The 22,381-nt window shown below is 37.9% G+C and carries 24 protein-coding genes and 1 pseudogene; 11 read left to right on the forward strand and 14 right to left on the reverse strand.

What is annotated here, in order from left to right:
* Window positions 1-156: 156 nt before the first annotated feature.
* From AC07VK_RS14475 to AC07VK_RS14490, 4 genes are all read right to left on the reverse strand, one after another.
* Window positions 157-1,014, reverse strand: coding sequence for an anti-sigma factor (locus tag AC07VK_RS14475; protein WP_492952771.1), 858 nt, complete (start codon window positions 1,012-1,014; stop codon window positions 157-159).
* Between the two features lie 2 nt (window positions 1,015-1,016).
* Window positions 1,017-1,568, reverse strand: coding sequence for an RNA polymerase sigma factor (locus AC07VK_RS14480; protein WP_057931209.1), 552 nt, complete (start codon window positions 1,566-1,568; stop codon window positions 1,017-1,019).
* A gap of 113 nt (window positions 1,569-1,681) precedes the next feature.
* The gene (lipA, locus tag AC07VK_RS14485; RefSeq protein WP_029278501.1) at window positions 1,682-2,575 is read right to left on the reverse strand and encodes a lipoyl synthase; all 894 of its coding nucleotides are present in this window, start codon (window positions 2,573-2,575) and stop codon (window positions 1,682-1,684) included.
* Between the two features lie 144 nt (window positions 2,576-2,719).
* Window positions 2,720-3,148 carry a GNAT family N-acetyltransferase gene (locus AC07VK_RS14490; RefSeq protein ID WP_492961311.1) on the reverse strand — a complete coding sequence of 143 codons (429 nt, stop codon included), beginning with the start codon at window positions 3,146-3,148 and terminating at the stop codon, window positions 2,720-2,722.
* 449 nt (window positions 3,149-3,597) lie between these two features.
* Between AC07VK_RS14490 and cysS the strand changes: the two genes are divergently transcribed.
* The 6 genes from cysS (at window position 3,598) to AC07VK_RS14520 (ending at window position 9,540) form a co-directional block, all read left to right on the forward strand.
* Window positions 3,598-5,058 carry a cysteine--tRNA ligase gene (gene cysS, locus AC07VK_RS14495; protein WP_492952773.1) on the forward strand — a complete coding sequence of 487 codons (1,461 nt, stop codon included), beginning with the start codon at window positions 3,598-3,600 and terminating at the stop codon, window positions 5,056-5,058.
* 40 nt (window positions 5,059-5,098) lie between these two features.
* Complete coding sequence (locus AC07VK_RS14500; protein WP_492961313.1) at window positions 5,099-5,779, forward strand: aspartate/glutamate racemase family protein; 681 nt, start codon at window positions 5,099-5,101, stop codon at window positions 5,777-5,779.
* A gap of 215 nt (window positions 5,780-5,994) precedes the next feature.
* Window positions 5,995-6,384 carry an endonuclease domain-containing protein gene (locus AC07VK_RS14505; RefSeq protein ID WP_492961315.1) on the forward strand — a complete coding sequence of 130 codons (390 nt, stop codon included), beginning with the start codon at window positions 5,995-5,997 and terminating at the stop codon, window positions 6,382-6,384.
* A 147-nt stretch (window positions 6,385-6,531) separates the two neighbouring features.
* Window positions 6,532-7,512: a M28 family peptidase gene (locus AC07VK_RS14510; RefSeq protein WP_492961317.1), complete on the forward strand. Its 981-nt coding sequence runs from the start codon at window positions 6,532-6,534 to the stop codon at window positions 7,510-7,512.
* 89 nt (window positions 7,513-7,601) lie between these two features.
* Window positions 7,602-8,459: a nuclear transport factor 2 family protein gene (locus tag AC07VK_RS14515; protein WP_492961319.1), complete on the forward strand. Its 858-nt coding sequence runs from the start codon at window positions 7,602-7,604 to the stop codon at window positions 8,457-8,459.
* Window positions 8,460-8,655: 196 nt separating this feature from the next.
* On the forward strand, window positions 8,656-9,540 hold the full coding sequence (locus tag AC07VK_RS14520; protein WP_492961321.1) for a glycerophosphodiester phosphodiesterase family protein: 885 nt from the start codon (window positions 8,656-8,658) through the stop codon (window positions 9,538-9,540).
* Window positions 9,541-9,620: 80 nt separating this feature from the next.
* On the opposite strand, the gene AC07VK_RS14525 is transcribed toward AC07VK_RS14520, so the two are convergent.
* From AC07VK_RS14525 to AC07VK_RS14565, 9 genes are all read right to left on the reverse strand, one after another.
* Window positions 9,621-9,809, reverse strand: a complete 189-nt coding sequence (locus AC07VK_RS14525) for a hypothetical protein (protein ID WP_086549118.1) — start codon at window positions 9,807-9,809, stop codon at window positions 9,621-9,623.
* A gap of 140 nt (window positions 9,810-9,949) precedes the next feature.
* Window positions 9,950-10,471, reverse strand: a complete 522-nt coding sequence (locus AC07VK_RS14530) for a hypothetical protein (protein WP_492952779.1) — start codon at window positions 10,469-10,471, stop codon at window positions 9,950-9,952.
* 259 nt (window positions 10,472-10,730) lie between these two features.
* Window positions 10,731-11,234 carry a hypothetical protein gene (locus AC07VK_RS14535; RefSeq protein WP_492961323.1) on the reverse strand — a complete coding sequence of 168 codons (504 nt, stop codon included), beginning with the start codon at window positions 11,232-11,234 and terminating at the stop codon, window positions 10,731-10,733.
* The gene (locus tag AC07VK_RS14540) at window positions 11,231-11,818 is read right to left on the reverse strand and encodes a class I SAM-dependent methyltransferase (RefSeq protein ID WP_492961325.1); all 588 of its coding nucleotides are present in this window, start codon (window positions 11,816-11,818) and stop codon (window positions 11,231-11,233) included. Before AC07VK_RS14540 ends, AC07VK_RS14535 begins: the two co-directional genes overlap by 4 nt.
* Before the next feature lie 10 nt (window positions 11,819-11,828).
* Window positions 11,829-12,314: a DinB family protein gene (locus AC07VK_RS14545; RefSeq protein ID WP_492961327.1), complete on the reverse strand. Its 486-nt coding sequence runs from the start codon at window positions 12,312-12,314 to the stop codon at window positions 11,829-11,831.
* The gene (locus AC07VK_RS14550; protein WP_492961329.1) at window positions 12,301-12,747 is read right to left on the reverse strand and encodes a DUF1801 domain-containing protein; all 447 of its coding nucleotides are present in this window, start codon (window positions 12,745-12,747) and stop codon (window positions 12,301-12,303) included. Before AC07VK_RS14550 ends, AC07VK_RS14545 begins: the two co-directional genes overlap by 14 nt.
* Before the next feature lie 185 nt (window positions 12,748-12,932).
* Window positions 12,933-13,895 carry an AAA family ATPase gene (locus AC07VK_RS14555; RefSeq protein WP_492961331.1) on the reverse strand — a complete coding sequence of 321 codons (963 nt, stop codon included), beginning with the start codon at window positions 13,893-13,895 and terminating at the stop codon, window positions 12,933-12,935.
* Between the two features lie 5 nt (window positions 13,896-13,900).
* Window positions 13,901-15,259 carry a peptidylprolyl isomerase gene (locus AC07VK_RS14560; RefSeq protein WP_492952784.1) on the reverse strand — a complete coding sequence of 453 codons (1,359 nt, stop codon included), beginning with the start codon at window positions 15,257-15,259 and terminating at the stop codon, window positions 13,901-13,903.
* A gap of 54 nt (window positions 15,260-15,313) precedes the next feature.
* Window positions 15,314-15,901: a hypothetical protein gene (locus tag AC07VK_RS14565; RefSeq protein WP_492961333.1), complete on the reverse strand. Its 588-nt coding sequence runs from the start codon at window positions 15,899-15,901 to the stop codon at window positions 15,314-15,316.
* A gap of 104 nt (window positions 15,902-16,005) precedes the next feature.
* Between AC07VK_RS14565 and AC07VK_RS14570 the strand changes: the two genes are divergently transcribed.
* A complete protein-coding gene (locus AC07VK_RS14570) occupies window positions 16,006-16,659 on the forward strand; it encodes a hypothetical protein (protein WP_492961335.1) in 654 nt (217 codons plus the stop codon).
* 101 nt (window positions 16,660-16,760) lie between these two features.
* The gene (locus tag AC07VK_RS14575) at window positions 16,761-17,339 is read left to right on the forward strand and encodes a non-canonical purine NTP diphosphatase (RefSeq protein ID WP_492961336.1); all 579 of its coding nucleotides are present in this window, start codon (window positions 16,761-16,763) and stop codon (window positions 17,337-17,339) included.
* A gap of 128 nt (window positions 17,340-17,467) precedes the next feature.
* Here the strand turns inward: AC07VK_RS14575 and AC07VK_RS14580 are convergent, their stop codons facing one another.
* Complete coding sequence (locus AC07VK_RS14580) at window positions 17,468-19,885, reverse strand: OstA-like protein (protein ID WP_492961338.1); 2,418 nt, start codon at window positions 19,883-19,885, stop codon at window positions 17,468-17,470.
* A gap of 65 nt (window positions 19,886-19,950) precedes the next feature.
* Between AC07VK_RS14580 and tilS the strand changes: the two genes are divergently transcribed.
* The 3 genes and pseudogenes from tilS to AC07VK_RS14595 all read left to right on the forward strand — a co-directional run bounded on the left by tilS (window position 19,951) and on the right by AC07VK_RS14595 (window position 22,342).
* Window positions 19,951-21,282, forward strand: coding sequence for a tRNA lysidine(34) synthetase TilS (gene tilS / locus AC07VK_RS14585; RefSeq protein WP_492961340.1), 1,332 nt, complete (start codon window positions 19,951-19,953; stop codon window positions 21,280-21,282).
* Window positions 21,283-21,771, forward strand: coding sequence for a hypothetical protein (locus tag AC07VK_RS14590; RefSeq protein WP_029282618.1), 489 nt, complete (start codon window positions 21,283-21,285; stop codon window positions 21,769-21,771).
* Window positions 21,772-21,945: 174 nt separating this feature from the next.
* Window positions 21,946-22,342 (forward strand): annotated as a pseudogene (locus AC07VK_RS14595) (GxxExxY protein).
* Window positions 22,343-22,381: the final 39 nt, after the last annotated feature.

The following is a 22,381-nucleotide window of genomic DNA, read 5'->3' on the forward strand; positions in this document are numbered from 1 at the left end:
AAAAAGATTGGAGTGTATAACGGGACTGTAGCACCTACGGAGCTGGAACTGTTCATTTTCTAATATAAACATCAATGAGAAATTAATGTTGTAAAAACAAAAAATCCCAGCATTTCTCAATGTTGGGATTTAATGTATTGATTTAATATTTTTTGTTTAAACACCGCCCATTACGGTTAATTTATCCATTGTTGGATTAACACTTCCGCCCATAGGCTCTATAGTTACTGCAAAAGCCTGTGCTTCCTGAATGGTCTGCATTTTTACCAAGGCCTCGTTATTAGTCGAATCCGTTTTGCCGAATACACCTAAACTTACCGGTTTGCCATTTACCAAAGCCCATAGCTGATATTGATGTGCGGCATCAGTTTTAGGTAAATCCATTGCTACATAGTTAATCAACACACTTTTATCTTTCTTATTCCAGTAAACTTTCATTTTAGAGCTCGGGCTAAAAGCCTGACCAGCCATTCTGATGGTTGCCCATTCTTTACTGTCGGCCATTGCAGCCATATTATCTAAACCCTGGTTTTCGAACTCTAACTTGCTTACTACGCCAGCAAATTTTTGTTTATCCAGATTTAAACTCGCAATTTGGTCGTGTGCAGCATTTAGCTTGTTATAGGTAATAAACAATGCTGCGGTACTTACTACCAATAAAGCTATACAAGCAACTAAGGCGTAACGTAAAGTTCTTACTCTAGCATCACTTCCATCTAAACGTATAATTTTTGGTTCTTCCGTATAAATTGGTTCGGGTTGAACATTCACATGCTCTTCAACTTCACTTAACCCCAACTTTTCGAATAATCTTGTTTCTACATCTGCAGATGGCTCTACAGCATTTTGCATAGCATATTGCTCCATAGCTTGCTCAATGGCAGCTATTTCATCTCTTACCTCGGGGTATTGAGATGCCATTTCCTCAACCTGCAACGCTTCTTCAGGTGATAAATCACCTAAAACGTACAGCTCAAGTACTCCAGATTCGATATATGCTTTTAAATTTTCCACGCTCAATTAAAATTCCTTCTCAATTCAATAATAGCCAACCGGATCCGGGTTTTCACCGTACCTAATGGCAGATCTAACTTTTCTGCGGCTTCCACATGGGTGAAACCCTTGTAATAAACTAAATCAAGAACTGCTTGTAAATCCGGCTTAAGGTTATCTACAAGTTGCTTAACTCCAAGAATATCAGGATTAAACGTTACCTTGTTTTGTTCATCAACGAAACTTACGTTATTTTCTATATCTTGGTTTTTGAGTGAATTCTTAAAGTCTTTAGAACGTAGTTTGTCGATTGATAAATTGCGGGCAATGTTCATCATCCACGTAAACAAACGTCCTTTAGTATTGTCATAGTGTGCAGCAGATTGCCAGATTTTCACAAAAGTTTCTTGTAGTACATCTTCAGCAAGCTCTGTATGGGTGATAATGCGCGAAATAACGCCATAAAGTGCTGACGAATACATGCTGTACAGTGTTTTTAGAACCGCAGGATCTTTCGATTGCAGTGCTTGAACTAGTTCAGGCTCAGTTAGGGTTAATTTTTTTAATGCAGTCACTATTGGTTACTAAGATACAATACAGAACAGTAAAAGCAAAAAAATGTTTTGCAAAAGAATTCCGCAGAGGAGTACGATTAAAAATATTTTAAATCCTTTCTTATAACAGTGAATTATGCAATTCCTTCAATAGGAAAAAGGTGTTTTTCTGCATGGTAAGATGAACGTACCAGCGGACCGCTTTCTACATACTTCAAACCTTTTGCTAAACCAGCTTCTTTATACATTGCGAAAGTATCCGGATGGATCCAATCTACAACAGGGTGGTGGTTGCGCGTTGGTTGTAAGTATTGTCCTAAGGTTAGGATATGTACGCCATTGGCAACTAAATCGTCCATAGCTTCGAAAATATCTTCTTCAGTTTCGCCTAAGCCAAGCATAATGCCTGTTTTTGTTCTTAAACCAAATTCAGAAATTCTTTTTAAAGCCTCTAAACTTCTGTCGTATTTAGCCTGGATCCGCACTTGTTTGGTTAAACGCTTAACCGTTTCCATATTGTGCGAAACCACTTCCGGTCTTTCTTCCAATACGCGGTATAAATTATCCCACTGACCTTTGAAATCGGGGATTAGGGTTTCTAAAGTGGTAATTGGACTTTCTCTGCGGATAGCCTGCAGGGTTTCTGCCCAGATGATTGAGCCGCCGTCTTTTAAATCATCGCGATCTACCGAAGTAATTACGCAATGTTTAACGCCCATTAATCTTACCGAATCGGCAATGCGGTTAGGCTCGTCAACATCAACAGCCAAAGGGCGGCCTGTGGCTACAGCACAGAAAGAACAGCTACGGGTGCAGATGTTGCCCAAAATCATGAAGGTTGCCGTGCCTGCACCCCAACATTCGCCCATATTAGGACAATTTCCGCTTTCGCAGATGGTATGGAGCTTGTGCGTGTCTACTAAACTGCGAACTTGTGCATATTCTTTACCAACGGGTAATTTTACACGTAACCAATCTGGTTTACGTTTTACTTCAGTTACAGCAGGTACTACCGGTAAATCAATCATGGTACAAAGTTAATGAATAGGATTGAAATGTTACAATGCAGAAATGTTTGAAGGTTGTAATAATTGATGGGTTAATTGTTAAAACTAGTTATTAGGTTAACTGTGGGGCAACTTAGATAGCCGGTGCAAGCCCTTGATAGCGGTCTAAAGGTCTATTTCAAAAGCGACCTGCCGTTTATTCTCCTTAAAGCCAATGCGTTCATAAAATTTGTGGCTTTCGGTGCGTTTGATGTTACACCTTACCTTTAGTTTTTTTACTTGATGCTTTTTAGCCCAAAGGTCTACATTTTCAATCAACTGCTTCCCGATTTTTAGGTTTCGGTAATTTTCATCCACAATTAAGCCTCCAATTTCGACGAATGGATCAGATTCTATCCTTAAGGTATAAAAACCATGAATCCAGCCTACTACTTCGTCATCAATTAAAGCAACAAATGCACAGTTTTCGTTACTGTCATTTATGCTTTTAATCCGGGCTGATGTTTGCCTGATGTCGCTTTCGTAACCCAGTTGTGTAGAAAGTGTGGCTACGCTTTCGGCATCTTTTTCAGAAATTTCTCTGACCTGAACCATTTTTTGCTGATGTTTTGATAGATGAAGCTAAAATTAAGGATTAAATTTTGTTTTTACCGTCAGATGGTAACCTCTGACAGCACACCGCTTGCCAGATCAACTTGCGAAGCCTCACAAGGCAGAGGCTGGGCAGACTTCGCAAGTTACCCGTTTTCCAAGCCAAAAGCACAGGAATGTCCAATCTAAACCCTATTGAAGCGGCAGCCTGAGCCTCTTCGGCGAAGCTACAGCGGAAAGAGGGACTGCCCTAACCGATGAGCAGTAATGCACCTTTTCTAATAGTTGGGAAAAATTGATATTACAATTTTAATGATTAAAATTTTGTTTACCGTCAGAGGGTAACATCTGACAGCACGGATAAATGTTAAAGAAAAATCATAAGCGGGGCAACCGACAACATTCCATCATTAAATCATTTTAACTTTCTAACTTAATATTACATTTGCAATATGAATACTGGCTTACAGCTTTATAATACGCTTTCGCGCAAAAAAGAACTTTTCCAACCCTTAAATGCACCTAATGTTGGGATGTATGTCTGCGGTCCTACTGTTTATAGTGATGTGCACTTGGGCAATTGCCGCACATTTATATCTTTCGATTTAATTTTTAGGTACCTTAAGTATGCTGGTTATAAAGTGCGTTATGTACGTAACATTACAGATGCAGGTCACTTAGAAGGCGATAGGGATGAGGGCGACGATAAGTTTGCAAAACGTGCAAAATTAGAGCAGCTTGAGCCGATGGAAATTGTGCAGAAGTACACTTTAGGTTTCCATGATGTAATGCGCATGTTCAACACGCTGCCGCCAAGTATCGAACCTACCGCTACAGGCCACATTATCGAACAGATCGAAATGATCAAGATCATAATTGCCAATGGTTACGGTTACGAGGTTGATGGCAATGTGTACTTTGATGTAGAAAAATATAGCAAGGAATACAATTATACCATTTTAACCAACCGCAATCTCGAAGACATGCTGAACAATACCCGCGAACTGGGTGGACAGGATGAGAAACGCGGCAGGCTGGATTTTGCCCTTTGGATAAAAGCGAAACCAGAAACCCTGATGCAATGGCAATCGCCTTGGGGCATGGGTTTTCCGGGCTGGCATATTGAATGTTCGGCCATGAGCGCTAAATATTTGGGTGCTGAATTTGATATTCACGGTGGTGGAATGGATTTGGCGGCAACGCACCATACCAACGAAATTGCACAGTCTGAGGCCTGCAGCCATAAACAGCCTGCACATTATTGGATGCATACCAATATGCTTACGGTAAATGGTACGCGGATGTCTAAATCGGCCGGCAACGGTTTTCTTCCTTTAGAGTTATTTACGGGCGATCACGCTTTATTGAAAAAAGGCTTCAGCCCGATGACGGTTAAGTTTTTCATGTTGCAGGCACACTACCGCAGTACATTGGATTTCTCGAATGAAGCTTTAGATGCTTCGGAAAAAGGATTCCGCCGCTTAATGGCCGCTATTGGTTTATTAGATAAATTAACGGTTTCTGAACAGAACGATTTCGATATTGATGCTTTGAAAGAAAAATGCATCCATGCGATGAATGACGATTTTAACAGTCCGATTTTGATTGCCGAACTGTTTGAAGCGGTAAGGATTATCAATACCGTTTACGATGGTAAAGGTAAAATCTCGGCAGAAGCATTAGAAAAGTTAAAGCAACTGGTTAACGATTTCGTATTTGATATATTAGGCCTGAAAGATGAAGATGCCGGGGGTAACGACTTAAATGGCGTTCTGGATATGGTGATTAACTTAAGGACTGAGGCGAAAGCGAATAAAGATTATGCCACTTCCGATCGTATCCGTATTGGCTTGCAAGAGTTGGGAATCCAGCTTAAAGACGGCAAAGAGGGAACTACCTGGAGTAAATCTTAATTAGTCGTCTCTAGTCCAAAGTCATAAGTCGATTTTAAGAATGAGAAAAATTGGTTTAGTAGGTGGCATTAGCTGGGTATCGACAATAGATTATTACCGTTTTATAAATGAGGGCGTAAATGGGCGTTTGGGCGGGTTAAATTTCGCTGAATGTTTAATTTACTCCCTTAATTTTGGCGATGTTCAGGATAAAACCTGGGAAGGATCGTTTGATCTTTTGCTCAATGCTTGCGAAAGTTTAAAGCGCAGTGGTGTAGAAGCCATTGTGTTATGTGCCAATACTGCTCATCTTTTTGCCGATCAGCTTCAGGAAAAGATTGCATTACCGATTATTCATATCGGTACCGAAACGGCTAAAGCCATAAATGCTACTGGAATTAAAAATATAGGGCTCCTGGGTACCGTATTTACCATGGAAAAGGACTTTTATATTAAAAAGCTTGAAGACCATGGGTTACATGTTTTAGTGCCTTCAAAGAAAGAAACCCGTGATTATATACAGTTTACACTTAAAGAAGAACTGGGTAGAGGGGTGATATTGGAAGAAACCAGGGCACAGTATATCCAGATAATTAATGATCTGATCAAGGAAGGAGCTGAGGGGGTAATTTTGGGATGTACCGAAATTCCCATGCTCATTAGTCAAGCTGATTTTGATATTCCCGTATTTGATACCACTAAAATCCACTGCGAGGCGATTGTGGATTATATTCTTTCGTAGACAACACTTTATTATACCATCCCCTGTCATTCATAAGAAGAGTTAGCTATTCGGAAATAAATCCTATGCATTTGAATTATCGGGGAATCTGTCCCCCTTTGAAGGGGGCAGGAGGATGAAGAAGATCACATTTAATTTTAAAGATGAATAAACAGCAAATTGTTTGCTATATTCATTTTTCGACTTTTTACTTCTAAGAAAAGATTTAAAACGCAATGGATAACAACAGCTACAATTCTAAATTAAAAACTTATGCTAGAGGCCATCGAAATGATAGTACAAAAGCAGAGATAAGAATGTGGTGTGAATTGTTGAGGAATAAAAAAATGCTGGGATATTCTTTCTTAAGACAGCGACCGATCGCAAATTATATTGCAGATTTTTTCTCAAAAGATTTAAAATTGGTTATCGAGGTTGATGGACTTTCACATGAATGGGAAGGTCAATTTGAAAAAGATAAAGCTCATGAACTTATTCTGAATGCATTGGGTTTTCATGTCCTGAGGTTTAGCGATGATGAGGTCATGAATGATATCGGGAATGTGGATAAAACAATTCAACAATATATTGTAGAATGGGAGCAAGATCATCCCCGGATCCTTTGAATTGAAAGATTTTTTGCGGGGTCATCCCCTGCCCCCTTCAAAGGGGGAATGGACTATTCTCTAGCAATTAATTCGTCCCCCTTTGAAGGGGGCAGGGGGATGAGAGATAATCACACTACTTTAAACAATTTTCCGTTACATTAAACAATGAATAAAAAACTTTTAATATTGCCTTTATTCGCATTAATCGCATTTCAGGCATGTCAGAATAAAACAAACCAAAATGCTGATGAAAATGGAGAAAATGCACTGCGTTTAGCCTCTCCGGATTTTAATGCCGATAGTGCTTATGCCTACACTAAAGCTCAGGTAGATTTTGGGCCACGGATTCCCGGAACAGCAGCGCACCAAAAATGTGCAGATTATTTGGTGGCAAAATTAAAGTCGTTCGGTGCTGTTGTAAGTATCCAGGGCGAGAAAACGCAAACTTATGATGGGAAAAGTTTTCAGCTGAAAAATATTGTTGCGGCTTTTAATCCAGATAAAAAGAACAGGGTTTTAATTACTGCCCACTGGGATGCCCGTCCATTTTCTGATCAGGATACTGATCCTGCAAATCATGCGAAACCTTTCGATGCGGCAAATGATGGCGCGAGTGGGGTGGCCGTGATTTTGGAAATGGCCCGTCAGATCCAGCAAAAACAGCCTAATGTTGGAGTTGATTTTGTATTGTGGGATCTAGAAGATTATGGCAAGGCCAATGATGAAACACCCGATGAAACTACCTGGTGTTTAGGCTCTCAATACTGGGCTAAAAAAGCAACGGCAACAGGATATAAAGCTTTATACGGCATTAATCTCGATATGGTTGGTGGTGGTAGCGCACAGTTTACACAGGATGAAATCTCACGTCAGGCTGCTCCAAACGTCGTAAACCAGGTTTGGGACATTGGTAATGAAATTGGCTATGCTTCTTACTTTACGAAAATTCCGAGCGGAAAATTAGTTGATGATCATTTTTGGATGAACAAAGCAGGTGTTCCTTCTATCGATATTATCCATTACAATGATAACAGTGGTTTTTATATCAATTGGCACACGCAATTGGATAACTTGGCCAATATTGATAAAAATACGTTGAAGGCCACCGGGCAAACTGTTTTAGAAACCATTTATAGAGAAAAATAAGTGGCCTTAATGTGTAATTGTTAATTACTTTTAAGGCCATACATCAAAGAAAATTTTATATTCGCCAAACAATATTATATTAATTAATAATGAAACAATTATTTTCAACTGCAATAGCTTCGCTTTTAGCCTTAGGTGCTTTTGCCCAAAAAAGCGATGGAACAACCAAATCTCTAGTAAATGCTGAGAAGGATTTTGCTAAGTCAATTGCCAAAAATGGAGATAAAGAAGCTTTTATAGACTATTCATCAACGAGCACTTTAGTGTTCAGGCCAAACCCGGTTAATGCTAAAACTTTTTACGCGGCTAAGGCAAACGCTGAGAACGATGTAACATGGACGCCAAACCTGGCGAAAGTATCGCGTAGTGGCGATTTAGGTTTCACTACTGGCCCATATGAAGTTGGTACTTCAGAGAAAAAATACGGTCAATACCTATCGATCTGGAAACCAGAAAACGGCAGATGGAAATTAGCCATTGATTTAGGAACAGAGAGTAATAAACCTTTGGCTAAAGTTAGCCCACAGTTTATTGAACCTAAGGATCATGTTGCACCAAAGTTCTTAAATGAAAAAGAAATTAAGGCTGGGAAAGAAATTATCTTAACCACTGAGAAAACTTTAAATACTTTGTTAAAAACGCATGGAATTGCGGCATTTGGAGGGTTTTTGACCAGCGATGCACGTTTGCTTTTTCCAGGTAACGAGGCCATTGATGGAAAAGGAAAGATTATTGCATTTTATAATGGAATGATCAGCAAAATTAATTTGAAAACAACAGGTGTTGATAAGGCAATCGGCAGCGATTTGGCTTATACCTATGGTGTTGCTACCATTGATTACAAGGCCGATTTACGCGAAAGTTTTAATTATGTTTTCGTTTATGAAAAGGGAGCTGACGCAAGCTGGAACTTAATTGTACAAGCCTTTGTACCAGCAGAAAGATAAATAACAAATGTGAATTAAAGAGGGCTCTCCATAAAAAGAAGCCCTTTTTTTATTTCCAAACGCTTGAAACGACATCCTTGTAGCCCAGCGGAAAGGATATAGTGGAAAGCGGGAACGATCATTAAATCAAAGCACTGTTTTTGCGCTCCAAAAATTATTACCACAAATAAAACTATACATTTTACGTTTAAAATTCATGCACAAAAAGTTACTTCTCCTCTCTACGCTCATTTTACTTTTCTTAAACGTTTCTGCCCAAAAGAAGAAATTCGATGTACAGGGTAAAGCCGGTGCACGCGGTATCATGCCCGAAAATACCATTGAAGGAATGTTAAAAGCTATAGATTTAGGCGTAACCACTTTAGAAATGGATGCCGTGATTTCGAAAGATAAACAAGTGGTGCTTTCGCAAGAACCCTATTTCAATAACGAGATTTCCTTACTTCCCAACGGAAAGCCGATTACGCTAAAAGACCAAAAGAATTATAACATCTACAAGATGGATTATGAGGAGATTAAAAAGTTTGATGTAGGCAGCAAAGTCCATAACCGCTTTCCCGGGCAGATGAAGTTTAAAGCTTACAAACCACTGCTTTCTGAAACGATAGATGCGGTTGAGGCTTATGTTAAAGAACATAAACTCGCTAAACCAGTATATAGCATCGAAACCAAAACGATTAAAAAAGGCGATAACGAATTTCATCCCGAGCCTGCAGAGTTTGTAGAGCTGATTATGGATGTAATTAATTCGAAAAAACTTGCCAAAAGAGTGATTATCGAATCGTTTGATATGCGTACGCTGCAATACCTGCACGAGAAATATCCCAAAATACAAACCTCATTATTAATTGATGAAAAAGAACCTTTTGAAGATTATATTGAGAAATTAGGTTTTAAACCGACTATTTACAGTCCTTATTCGGTTTTGGTTGGTAAGGGTTTGGTAGACCGCTGCCACGAAATGGGTATTAAAATTATCCCATGGACGGTTAATACGGTAAAGGAAGTAAATTATTTTATGAGCCTTGGGGTAGACGGCATCATTACCGATTTTCCGAACATCATGGGCCAGCTCAAATAACCAAAAATAAATAGGCATAAAAAAAGCGTTCAGATTTTTAAACCTGAACGCTTTTTTTATGCTTTTATAACTGGAAAATCCTAGTGGTGTGCTTCTGGTTTTTCGTGCGCTGCTTCAGTTTTTTCATGATGAGCAGATGCTTCTTCATGGTTGAAGATTGGTCTGGTGAAATAAACAACCAACAATAAAACCAGAATCCATGCCGTTAATGGCAAAGCCCAAATGCCTTTTGTTTGCTGAACCGGTGCGTGTGAATCGTGAGCTGACATATCGAATATTTTTGATTTAAAAATTTATACTTTGTAATTGTGCGGTAAAGATAGTAACAAAATTAAAATAACAAGGGCAATCCGATGAATTGTATTTTAAGATTAACCCGCCAGTTAAAAAGGATAAAAGGCAAAGCCTTTTATCCCTGTAAATCGTAAATCATTGCTTTTGTGCTGTTCATTTTGCTTTTAATACGGTTTTGGTGCTCCTGTAAAGTGCTTTGCTCATCTTGAACGGCATTAAACAGTTCTGCTTTTTTGAAATAGTTTGCCGCTTCTGCAAAATTTTGCTGTTGCTCAGCATGCAGCCCCAAACATTCGTAAATATGCGCTTCGCAAACGCCAGGTACAAGCAAAGCCTTTTCTGCAACCTGTTTCACCAGTTTATGCATTTTAAGCGTAATAACAAGTTCCAGGTAGGGTTTGTATACCTCGGGGAAATCATGATCCAGCTCAATGCAGCGTTTGTAATAATAACCCGCGGTTTTATAATCTTTAAAATGGTTCTGATAAATATCGCCCAACTGAAAATAAGCTCTTGCATAATCAGGGTCGAAAACAATAATTTCGTTAAAATACTGAAGTGCCTTGGGTAATTCGCCCCAGTGCAACTCTTCAATGGCCTGTAGATACTTTTCTTCTACAGTGGTATAAATGTCCATAACGGATATGATTAATTTTGATAAGCGGTTAAATGCTTATCAAATGCGTAATAAATTGATTTTTAAATGTGGGTTTTGTTTGTTAAAACTTAGAACCGCGTTAAGGGTTGGGAAGGAAATTTAAGTCAATACCCAAGCCCTTTATGCCACAAGACGGGCTAAAGTTTAATTGCTGGATATGTAGTTGACGTAGCATTTCTGTAAATTTTGATGCAAAGATATTTATTTCCAGTGAATTGCAAATTTTAAAATAAAATTTTTAATGGATTACGTGCGCGAGATAAATGATGCCATAACTCAGCAAACAAAATGCACTATTATAATTTAACGAATGGAACAGATTTTCTAAACGTTGCTGCGTATCAATAATTTTGGCCGCTATAAACCAAAAAAGCAAGGAGATGCCAATATCGAAAAAGTCGAAACGGCCATTGGTGATGTGGAATAATTGAAACAATTCGAGCGCTACAACGAATAAAAGTGGAATGAAAACACAATTGATGCGTTTTTTGAAAAGATCAAAATAAAATTCCTTCGAGGTTAGGGTGATGCAGAAAACCCATAAACCTTCAGGAAGTGAATAGATCAGGTGCCCGTTTAATGGCAAGCTTGCTGTGATGGTCTGTTTCAAGCTTTGGTAGGTTTTGAAAGAGATCAGCTGAATGATCAGCTGGTTTACCAAGGTTTTATCAGTCCTGTAAAACACATATATGAACAGGCTGATCATCAAGGCAAAGAAAATATACCAATAGTGCTTTTTCAAGGTTTGGTGAAAATTAGAATTTTAAAATAAGAGAATGGTTTTAAAGCAATTTCTTTTTCAAGTTCAAACTGATTGATCGCTTTAATATTCTCTATGTAAAATAAAGATTTTAAATGAAATAAGCCAGAACCTAAATTGAATATATGATCTAGATGCCTCAACCAATTATTTGGTGTAAAGTGATTTAGCATTAAGAGTTTTCCGCCTGGTTTTAAAACATGGTGGCATTGCATGAGTAATTTTTCAGGCTGATCTGCAACCGCAATTATATGCGATAATACCACATAGTCGAAACTATTTTCTGCAAACTCGAGTTGCTCGCCATTCATTTGGAATAACTCAATTTCGCCGATTGAATTCTTTTTAGCGGCGTTGAGCATTGATGTAGAAATTTCTATCCCTGTAATTTTGTGGCTTTTATAAAGTGAGAAATGAGATCCGTTACCAACACCGATTTCGAGCAGGTTTCCATAGGGCAGTTGATTAATCTCATCGAAAAATTTTTTCTTTTGCGGTTTAAGAAAAACATCAACCAGTGGATATAAAAATGAAAACCGGTTATAGAAATTGGTTTGAGCGCTCAACTTTTTAGTTTTAAGAATTAAATTGAGTTAATGCATTTTTAATCTGCCGCCTATGCCTTAAAATATGAACGATGGCATGCTCTAACATTTGTTCTACATCGTATTGCTGTCCCCACCTTGTGTTTATCTTTTTGGATTGATCGAACTCTTCCATGGTGATGTCGGGATTTCTGGTGAAAAAGTCCGTGTTATATTTAAGCGCTTCCCGGAGCCTTGTGATATAAGGTGTGATGTGGTCAAACTGCAATCGTTCAGGCCTGAATGTTTTCAATCCAATAGAATTTTCGATATAAACTGCATAACTGAACATCGAAGCAGTAACATGCGTTAAGATTGTTTGAATGGAAATGCAATCTGGATTTGAACTTTCTGGCTCGATGATGCGGAGCAATTGTTGCTGACTGATTGGCTCAATTACCGCAATCAGTTCATCAACTGCTTTTTTATATTCCTCCATCAGCGCAGCTATAGCGCCGGTAAGATTACGAGTCTCCATTGCTTATTTTTGAAATGGTTTTTCCTGATGATTTGCTTGGTTTATCCATATCCTGGATAGCAAACGCAACAGCAGCTTTTATCAATGTTTTTACTTTATCGTTTCTATAGTCGGATACTTTTTCGATGGGAATATGCCTGATTAACTTCCCTGTTCCCTGTAGCAAAGCATCAGGATCGTTAATTAATGTACCCTTGTTAAAACCAAGATTGAGGTGATTGGTATAAATTGGAATCATGCAAAATGCATCGCTTAATTTCTCAGAAATGGAATATACTGAAGTTAAGGCATGTGTGTGGTAAAGCAATTCATTACTTTCTGAATGGATGTCGAGAATAAATGTTCTCAAATCTTCATAAAGCTCAATAAGGGGAGGCGTTTTAAATTTTAAGAAATTTAAAAAATCTGGATGTATATCGCGGCTCGTGTCCATTCGTTTTTGAAAATTTAAATACGAATATACTTTCTAGAGTTGATAACTTTAATAGCAAGCAGGCAAGAATTTGTTAACTCTTGACATTAATCCTTTCTGTTGGTCGAGATGGCAATATCAACCTGTTGCACTGTGAATTAGCAATCTTGAGCTCTTGAGACGGGATTTCAAATCCCCACTAACAATTACAATAAATCTTTAATAATTTTTTCGATCGATAAACCTTCGGCTTCAGCGCGATAGTTACGCACAATGCGGTGACGTAAAATAGGCTCAGCAACAGCTTTAACATCTTCAATATCCGGTGAATATTTTCCGGTTACAGCTGCATGGCATTTTGCGCCCAACACTAAAAACTGCGAAGCACGTGGACCAGCACCCCAGCTGATGTATTTGTTAACGGCATCAGTAGCAAACTCGCTATTGGGACGGGTTTTAGCAGCCAGTTTTACGGCATATTCCAAAACATTATCGGTAATGGGAATATCGCGGATCAGTTTCTGGAAATATTGGATATCATCTGCATGGATAATTTTCTGCAGTTGAACGGTTTTATTGCTTGTGGTGTTTTTTACAATATTCAATTCATCTGCAAAGGCAGGGTAATTTAACTGAATGTTGAACATGAAACGATCTAACTGAGCTTCGGGTAGGGGATAAGTTCCTTCCTGCTCAATAGGGTTTTGAGTGGCCAAAACGAAAAACGGTTTTGGTAAAATATGGGTTTGCCCGGCAGCGGTAACCGATTTCTCCTGCATGGCTTCTAACAAAGCAGCCTGAGTTTTTGGTGGAGTACGGTTAATCTCATCAGCGAGGATAATATTAGAAAAAACAGGCCCTTTTATAAATTTAAAGTGCCTGTCTTCCCCTAAAATCTCTGCGCCAATGATATCGCTTGGCATTAAATCGGGTGTAAACTGGATACGGTTAAAATCGAGGTCTAAAACAGAAGCTACCGTTTGTACAAGTAAAGTTTTGGCTAATCCAGGTACACCAACCAACAGACAGTGTCCGTTACTAAAAATGGCGATTAAAACAGATTTTATGATGTCATCTTGTCCAACTACTACTTTGCTTATTTCAGCTATAATGTTGTTGAAAGATTGATGAAGTGCATCAACAGCTTCTACTTCGTTCTTATACTGCATTGGTGTTATTTTGCGGCTGTGGTTTTGGTCCAGATTTTTAATTCATCACAGGTATTAAATTCGTCGTCGATTTTAATGTAAGTGTTTTCGCGACGTTTTTCAAACCATTCGCTTAAAGTACGATTAATTTTATCACTTTGTGCGGCATCTCTGATTTTTGGGAAATCTTGCGCTAAATTTGCTTTATGAGGCGGAATTTTAGATTTTAAATATAGAATACGGTATCCTTGTTTTCCATCAGCTGCAGTAAATAAATCAGGTTTAGAAATACCGCCAATTTTCATACTGTCGATTACCAAAAACACTGAAGGATCTAATTTATCAACCGGAATAAAGGTGCTTCTTGCCTGAACGTTTTCGGCATTAAGCATCATACCGCCATTATATTTACTCTCTTTATTATCAGAATAAAGGTTTGCAGCAGCAGCGAAACTTAATTTTTTACCGATAATATTGTTGTAAATACTATCAGCATGCAATTTTAAACGGGTTAAACTTTCTGGTGTAGTTTTAGGCATAATTAAAATATGTCTAACATGCACCTGCTCGCCTCTTCGCTCTAAAACCTGTAAAAAGTGGAAACCATAATCTGTTTCGAATACGGGCGAAATTTCTCCTGCTTTCAGTTTAAATGCCCAGGCCGTAAATTCTTTAACCATGGTGTTCCTGTCGATAAAACCATAGTCACCACCATCTGCAGCAGAACCCGGATCTTCAGAATAAGTTTTAGCTAACACGCCCATATCTTCGCCACTTTTAACCCTTAAACGAAGGGCTTCAATTTTATCGCGGAATTTTTGTTTTTCTGCTCTGGTTAACTGAGGATTTAAAATCACTTCGCCAACTTCTACTTCAGTATTAAACTCTGGAATGCTATCGCCCAAAGATTTGAAATATTTTTCGACCTCCATTGGCGTAACATTAATGTTTTCGGTGATTTTTTGTTGCATTTTCTGTGCAATCAACTCATCTTTTACAGATGGTCTGATCTCGTCTTTGTACTGCAGAACAGATTTGTTTAAGAACTGTTCCAAGCGTTCCTGGCCACCTGCGCGTTGCATACTATAACGCATACGCTTGTTTACTTCATCATCAACCGCACCATCTTCAACCATTACCGAATCGATTTCGGCCTGTTGTTTAAGCAGTTTTTGGGTTAAGGTTTGTTGTAAAATTTTACATTTAATCTCGTTGTTAGGCTGGTTGCCCTGATAAAGATATTGTGTATATTGTTGGTTTAAATCTGATAGCAGGATAATATTATTTCCTACAACAGCAGCAACTTTATCTACAGTGTGCTTTTGAGCGAAACTGTTTAAAAACAGGCAAATTAAAGCGGTTGCTACTAAAAAAACTTTCTTCATTCTATTTGTTATATTTTGCAAATTTAATACTTATGGTCAAAAAAATCAGGGTGGTTATAACTTGGCAAGCTTTTTCAGCTCGTTTTCATTAATTTTGATCTGATATTTTTGTTTCAGGCCTTTTAGCCATTTTTCTTCTAAACTCAGTTGGTAATCGGCAATTACCTCTCCTCTAACTTCGCTTAAAGGTTTATTGTAATTTTGTTGGTTTTTGGTGTAAAATTCATTTATCGCCTGTTCGTCTTCCTGTGCTTTGTTCCATATTTTTTGTTCCGAAACATTGAACATTAAAACCCCTTCACGGTATTCATTCAATAAAAAATCGCGGTCTTTATTGCTGACCCCAACTTTTTTATGGGTGGTTAATGCGTCTTCATAAGTTTTGATTTCTTCCAGATAACTGGCATTTTTATCCAATCCTATCTCGCGGGCATCTAAAACTTTAAGCTTAAAATTTATATACAAGTTTAAATAGGCTTGTAAAGTATCGTAGGCCGCACTAACGCTCCCGTTATGGCTTTTTTTGTATGCCCACATAAATTCTTTGGTACTTATTGTTTTACCGTTTACCACAGCCACGTTCTGTGCAAACGAAATGCTATAAATAAAGCTGAAAACAAATAGGCAATAAGCTTTCCTCACGCAGAGCACTCTATAAATTTTAAGGGATAAAAGTAACAATTAGCGACGCTATTATAAGATATTTAACTAATTTTAACAGAAATTATTATCCAACAAAAATACGAATGGAAAACCAGGTTACCAACAATGCGAATGCTTTACGTTTATTTTTTACCGAAGAGGTTTTTCTGGTAAAGGATGAAAGCGTAGAAATTCTGCCTTTAAGTAATCCAGAGCCAGTTTTGGCTGTCGAAAATGTTTCGGTTGCTGAAGTGAAAGAACCAGTTTTAAAACCGGAAATAACACAAATTCCTGGGATTAATACTACAAATGTGCCTAAAGTTTATCCGCAAGCACCTGAAATTCCGCATATTGTGGCCGAACCAACGCCCGAAAAAACGTTTAAATTTTTAGGTGGAAATAAAAAATCGGTACTGATTTTGGTGAACGATAATGAGCATGATGTAAGTACCGAACAGGGTAGAGAACTGTTGCGGAAAATTGTTAAAGCTGTAGATTTAGGCACACCTGATTTTGCTATTCTAAATTATTCAAATTATAAGGGAACCGATTTCGCAGAATTGCAGCGGTTTTTTAAACCCGCTATTATGTTATCTTTTGGTGTAGAGATTGCCGACTTGAGACTAAACCTTATCTGGCAGAATGAAATCATCGTTCACGAAACGACCAGGATTATCTTTGCTCCTAATCTCCATCATCTGGATAGCGATTTAACTGCTAAGAAAACACTTTGGGGCCACCTTCAGAAAATTAAGTAACGGCTTCGCAAGCGTATCAAGTATTGAGAATTAAGTATCAAGTGCTGAGATATGGCATTTTAATTCGACTCCAAAACCTTAAACCTTTTACCCTTTTTACAATGAAAAAACTAGTATTTGCTACTAATAACCAACATAAAACAGAAGAAATACGTGCGGCACTTGAAGGTAAATACGAGGTATTGAACCTGGAAGATATTGGCTGTTTGGTTGATATTCCTGAAACTGCAGATACCTTTGAAGGAAATGCTACCTTAAAAAGCAGCTACGTGGTTGAACATTTTGGTTTAGACTGTTTTGCAGATGATAGCGGTTTAGAGATAGACGCTTTGAATAACGAACCGGGCGTTTATTCTGCCCGATATTCGGGAAGCCGGGATAGCTTAGAAAATATTCAATTGGTTTTAACGAAGCTTAAGGGCAACTCCAACAGAAAAGCAAGGTTTAAAACAGTGATCTCCTTAATGCAAGGTGGTAAAAACCATATTTTTGACGGCATAATAGAAGGAACAATCAGAACAGAATTATCCGGTTCGAAGGGCTTCGGTTACGATCCTGTCTTCCAGCCGGACGGCTATGATATCACTTTTGCTGAAATGGACATGGCAGAAAAGAATAAAATTAGCCACAGGGCTATTGCACTAAAAAAGATGTTGGAATTTTTGAAGGGAGGGTTATAGAAATATTTTTTTAAATATTAATCTATCCAGGTCGTCACCCTGAACCGAGCCTTAGCGAGCTTACCGAAGGTAATACATTTCAGGGCTAAATAGATGCTGAAACAAGTTCAGCATGACGTTAAAATAAACTACATTTTACCAACCACTTTTTTCACCTGTACGGAGTCCTTTTTGGGTAAAATGGGTTTAATGCCAAAATTGGCCGTGTCTGCTGGTTTAGCTTGTGGCAATTTCTTATCCACATTTAAGCTGTCTTTCCCCAATGTGATTTTCGGTTTAACAGCAGGTGCCGCTGTTACTGGTTTATTTGTCGGGGCGGTGGTTTTAGCACCAGCTACAGTTTTGCCAGCAACTGTTTTGGCCTTTGCTTTGGGTTTAGGTTTTCCAGATGAGCCAATGGCATCTTTCTTTGATTTTGGGCGCTCGGTAGGTTTCCACGAAAATCCTTTTAATACATGATCTTTTGCAATCGTGTTTTCCGGATTCAAAGCTCCTTCTATTCCCTTGATGTAAACAATTTCCTCAATTGCATTTTCCTTATCCTTGAAGATGAATTTTATCCTGCTGCTTAGGGTTTGATTCATTTCTTTATACACCTTTGTACTGTCATCCTGGGTATAATAAATACTTTCGGCATTGCCATCCACATAGAGGTTCTTAAATTTACCATCCTTAAAGAAACCCGTCATCAATCGGCCTTTTATTTGGTTAAACCTTAACGAATCTTTTGGTGTATTTACTAAAAATGCATTTCTAAATGCCTGTAAATTGTTTAGTTTTTTATTCTTGAACTGAACAAATATCGTGTCGCCAACCTGCTGAGAACCTTCCGACCAGATAATCGGATTACTGTAGCAACGTAGCGTAGAATCGGCACTGGTGTAAAAAAGGCTGTCGGTTTTAGCCTGTATATTCGTTTTAAAAATCTTAACGCCATGGTAAGCCTTAATGATACGCGTTTGAACGGTATCAGCTGGATTAAATTTGGCTGTATCAGTCTTTAATGCGCCGGTTTTTAAGTTTCCTAGCGCTTTTGTTAAACTATCTTTAACGCCAGATTTTGTTATCTTTTTTTGCAGGCTATCGATTTTCGTTTTTGAAATATCCTTTACAATAGGAGAGGCTTTATCGGCGATCTTTTTTTGCAGGCTGTCGATTTTTGTTTTCGATACATCTTTTACTATCGAATTGGTTTTATCAGCCGGCTTTTTCAGGCTATCGGTTTTAAGTTTAGGCAGGTTTTTGATAATGGAATCAGCCTTGTTCTTTAAAAGATTGTTTTTCTGTAAACTATCGAGGTTAAGCTTGGGCAGCCCCTTGCCAAGTGAGTCAACTTTCGATTTTAAACTATCAATGCTTTTATCCTTCAGGTTAAGCGGATCTTCCGTTACCGCCTCACCCTTATTCTTTTTCTTCCTATCAGCCCTGCTTATTTTTGCGGTGTTGCGTTTATTTCGGTCTTCTTTTAGCGTACTTTGTGTTTCTGGTTTCTCCTTAGGCTCTGTAGTCCCCTTTTTCTCACCGGTATCTTCATCATCTTCTCCAACCTGATTGTCGGCTTTAATCGAAATTTTAGGGATTAGCTTTAAGGTTTTTTGTAGTACCATCTGCGTTTCTAAGGTATCGGCACCCATCCATAAACTATCTGGTCTTTTTTTATTCTTCACCATTATAGAATCTTCCGTGCCAATACCCAGATATGCATTTCGGGTAACCAGTGTTCGCTGATCTAGCTTATAGTAATAACCTAAGTCGCCAAACATTTTCATTTTATCTTTTGTATCAGAGAAAACAATGTTTTTAACAGCCTTACCAATGCCTTTCTTGCCATAATAATATAAACTATCGCCCTTTAAAGATCTTGTACCTTGGGTATAAAGGTTTTTCTTCCCAAAAAAGGCATCTTCGGTCATCGTATTATACTGGCCATTTTCGGTGTAAAGATTATCGTCTTTTCCTTTGATATTGGTGGGGCCGTAAAAGAAAGTCCATTTACTTTGTGTGTTATAACTCATCGTATCCGACTTTATCGTCGACTGCGGTGTAACTACAACTACATCATATTTAAAATAGGCATCGTTCGAGTTGCTGAAATAATAACCGTTTTTGCTGGTTAGCGTTACTTCCTTGTTTATAATTTTACCACCGCTGGTATAAGTCCCTATCTTGCTCAGGGTATTGTAGTCTAAAATATTGGTCGTTAAGATCGAGGTTGGATCGATCATCTTCACGTTTCCGGTTAAATGTGCATGTTTTTTATTTCCATCATACTCCAGTTGATCTGAATAAATATCGGTGGTAAGTTGGTTGATGTGTACATTTTTAAAAGCTTCGAAATAGTTTCGTTCGCTGTAAAATACGGCGCTATCGCAGGTTAATGTTGCGTTATCTTGTTGAAAAACAGGGTTTCGCAGGTAGCTTATTTTTTTCTTGGTATCGCCAGTTATCTTGGAAAATGAAACGATTTTAATCTTCGAAGCGGGTTGCTGACCGAATAAAAATACGGGACAGATTAGCAGGAATAAAAAGACAAATAGTTTTTGCACACTACAAAGTTAGTTTTTTGTTCCGAACGTTCGGAATACCAGTTAAAATTAAATATTTTTGATGGATGTTACCCCTAAAACAATTTCAGGATTTTATTGAACAGCAACAGCTGTTTGTTCGGGCTAACAAGATTCTTTTGGCCGTGAGTGGTGGAAAAGATTCGGTATTAATGTTGCATTTGTTTAAAGCAATAGGCATTGATATTGGCGTGGCACATTGTAATTTTAATTTAAGGGCTGATGAAGCACAACGTGATGAAAGTTTTGTTGGGCTACTGGCCAAAAATTTAGGATTACCTTTTTATGTAACGCATTTTGATACCAAAAAATATGCGGCCGAAAATAAAATTTCTACCCAAATGGCAGCACGCGATCTGCGCTACAACTGGTTTGAAGAAATTAGGCATAAAGAAGGTTACGATTACATAGCTCTGGCCCAACACCAGAACGATGCGGTAGAAACCGTACTCATTAACCTTACCCGTGGCACAGGAATAAGCGGACTGCATGGCATCTTACCTAAACGTGATTTACTGATCAGGCCCTTACTCTTTTTAAACCGACAGCAGATTGATGAAATTGTAAAGACTAATCACATCGATTTTGTAGAAGATAGCTCGAACGCAAGTACGAATTATACACGGAATAAAATCAGGCTACAGGTAGTACCGCATTTGCAGGAGATTAACCCTAACCTCGAAAAAACATTTGCCGAAAATATCTCGCGCTTTGCTCAATTGGAGACTTTTTTAAATATCCAGGTTCAGAAACTTGCAAATAAAATCCTAAATAAAAGGAATGATGGCATTTATATCCCTTTGGAAGAGGTTTCGAAATTAAATCCGCAAAAGCTCTTGCTTTACGAGTTACTTAAGCCTTTTAATTTTGGCGAAAATGTAGTGCAGGAAATTTTAGACAGTTTAAAGGCTTTAAGTGGTACACATTTTTTTAGTGCCACACATCAGGCCATTATCAATAGAAGTGATCTGGTTATTGTTGAAAAAAATACATCGGTTAACACCAATCAGTTTATCCACCCAACAACTGAAAATATTGCTTTTGCCAATGATGAAATTTCGTTGGGGTTTACAGATAAAGTGAAATTCGAAATTAATTCGAATAAAGCCTTTGTAAATGCCGATAAATTAATTTTCCCTTTGGTATTGAGGAACTGGCAAAATGGAGATAAATTTATTCCGTTGGGTATGCGCAATCTCAAAAAAGTGAGCGATTATTTTATCGACGAGAAAGTTCCCCTACATTTGAAAAGCGTTACACCGATTTTGGTTAACGGCAATGGCGAAATTGTTTGGATTGCTGGTATGCGGCAGGATAACCGATATAAATTAACTACAGCAACAAAAAAAGTTGCTATATTCGAACTCAAAATTAAATAAGTGGAAAGCAAATACGCCTATATCGAAAAACAGTACATCGGCCGTGATTATGTCCGTATTTTCATTAGGCTTATTATGGCTGCGTTCTGTTTTGCAGCCTATGTTTATGAGCGCGATCGCGACAATACACAAGATTTGTTCCTCGTTGTAGGCTTTGGGATCATCGGTGTTTCTATGCTTTTGCTTTTCCTGATCCAATACAAAATTGTGGTAGATAATGGTAGCATGATTTTGGACGGTCTTTGGACAACCAAACGTGTTAAGATAGACCTAAACAGTATTGTTGATGTACGTAAAGCAACTTATAGCCGTTATTTTTTCAATAATCCGGTTTATAACCTGCACACAAAAGGTACGATCCGTTTTTATTCATCAGGTAAAGATGCGGTTGTTTTAACCGATCGCGATGGCCTGGAATATTTTATTGGTACACAAAGGCCAAACGAACTTTTCCTTGTAATAAAAGAAGAAATGCGAAACCTAAAATAATTATTTAGGGAGAAATTTCCTCAATTTTCCTCATCTTACATTTTAGTGATTTCTATGTTACCTGTTATTAAAGGTTACATGAGGTTTTTTGATTTGGCATTTTAATTGAAAGTTTGCTTGATATAAGGGAGTATGTTTTAGCCGCAGATTCGCAGATTAAATAAACTTATATTTATGGGAAATTCATATAGTGATATTGATTATCCTTTTCAGGAAGAATGTTATTTGTTAATTGGAATTATGATGGAAATACATCGTATTTTGGGGAAAGGATTTTCAGAAATTGTCTACAAAGATGCGCTAGAATTCGAACTTAGGAATAGAAATATCAATTACGAAAGAGAGAGAATTTTCTGTAAATTACGAAGGGACTATACTTAAACATAAATTTTATGCTGATTTTGTTGTCGATGATAAGGTTATTATCGAGGTGAAATCTAAATCTGAGTTGATAAATGAACATTATGCACAAGTTTTGAATTATCTGGCTATATCAAAACTAGGAATAGGTTTGTTAATTAATTTTAATGAGAAATCTTTGCAGTACAAGAGAATCATTAGAAGCTATTAAGCTTCAATTTTCGAATTGAAATTAATCTGCGAATCTGCG

The sequence above is a fragment of the Pedobacter sp. GW821-FHT01D05 genome, from assembly GCF_059422505.1.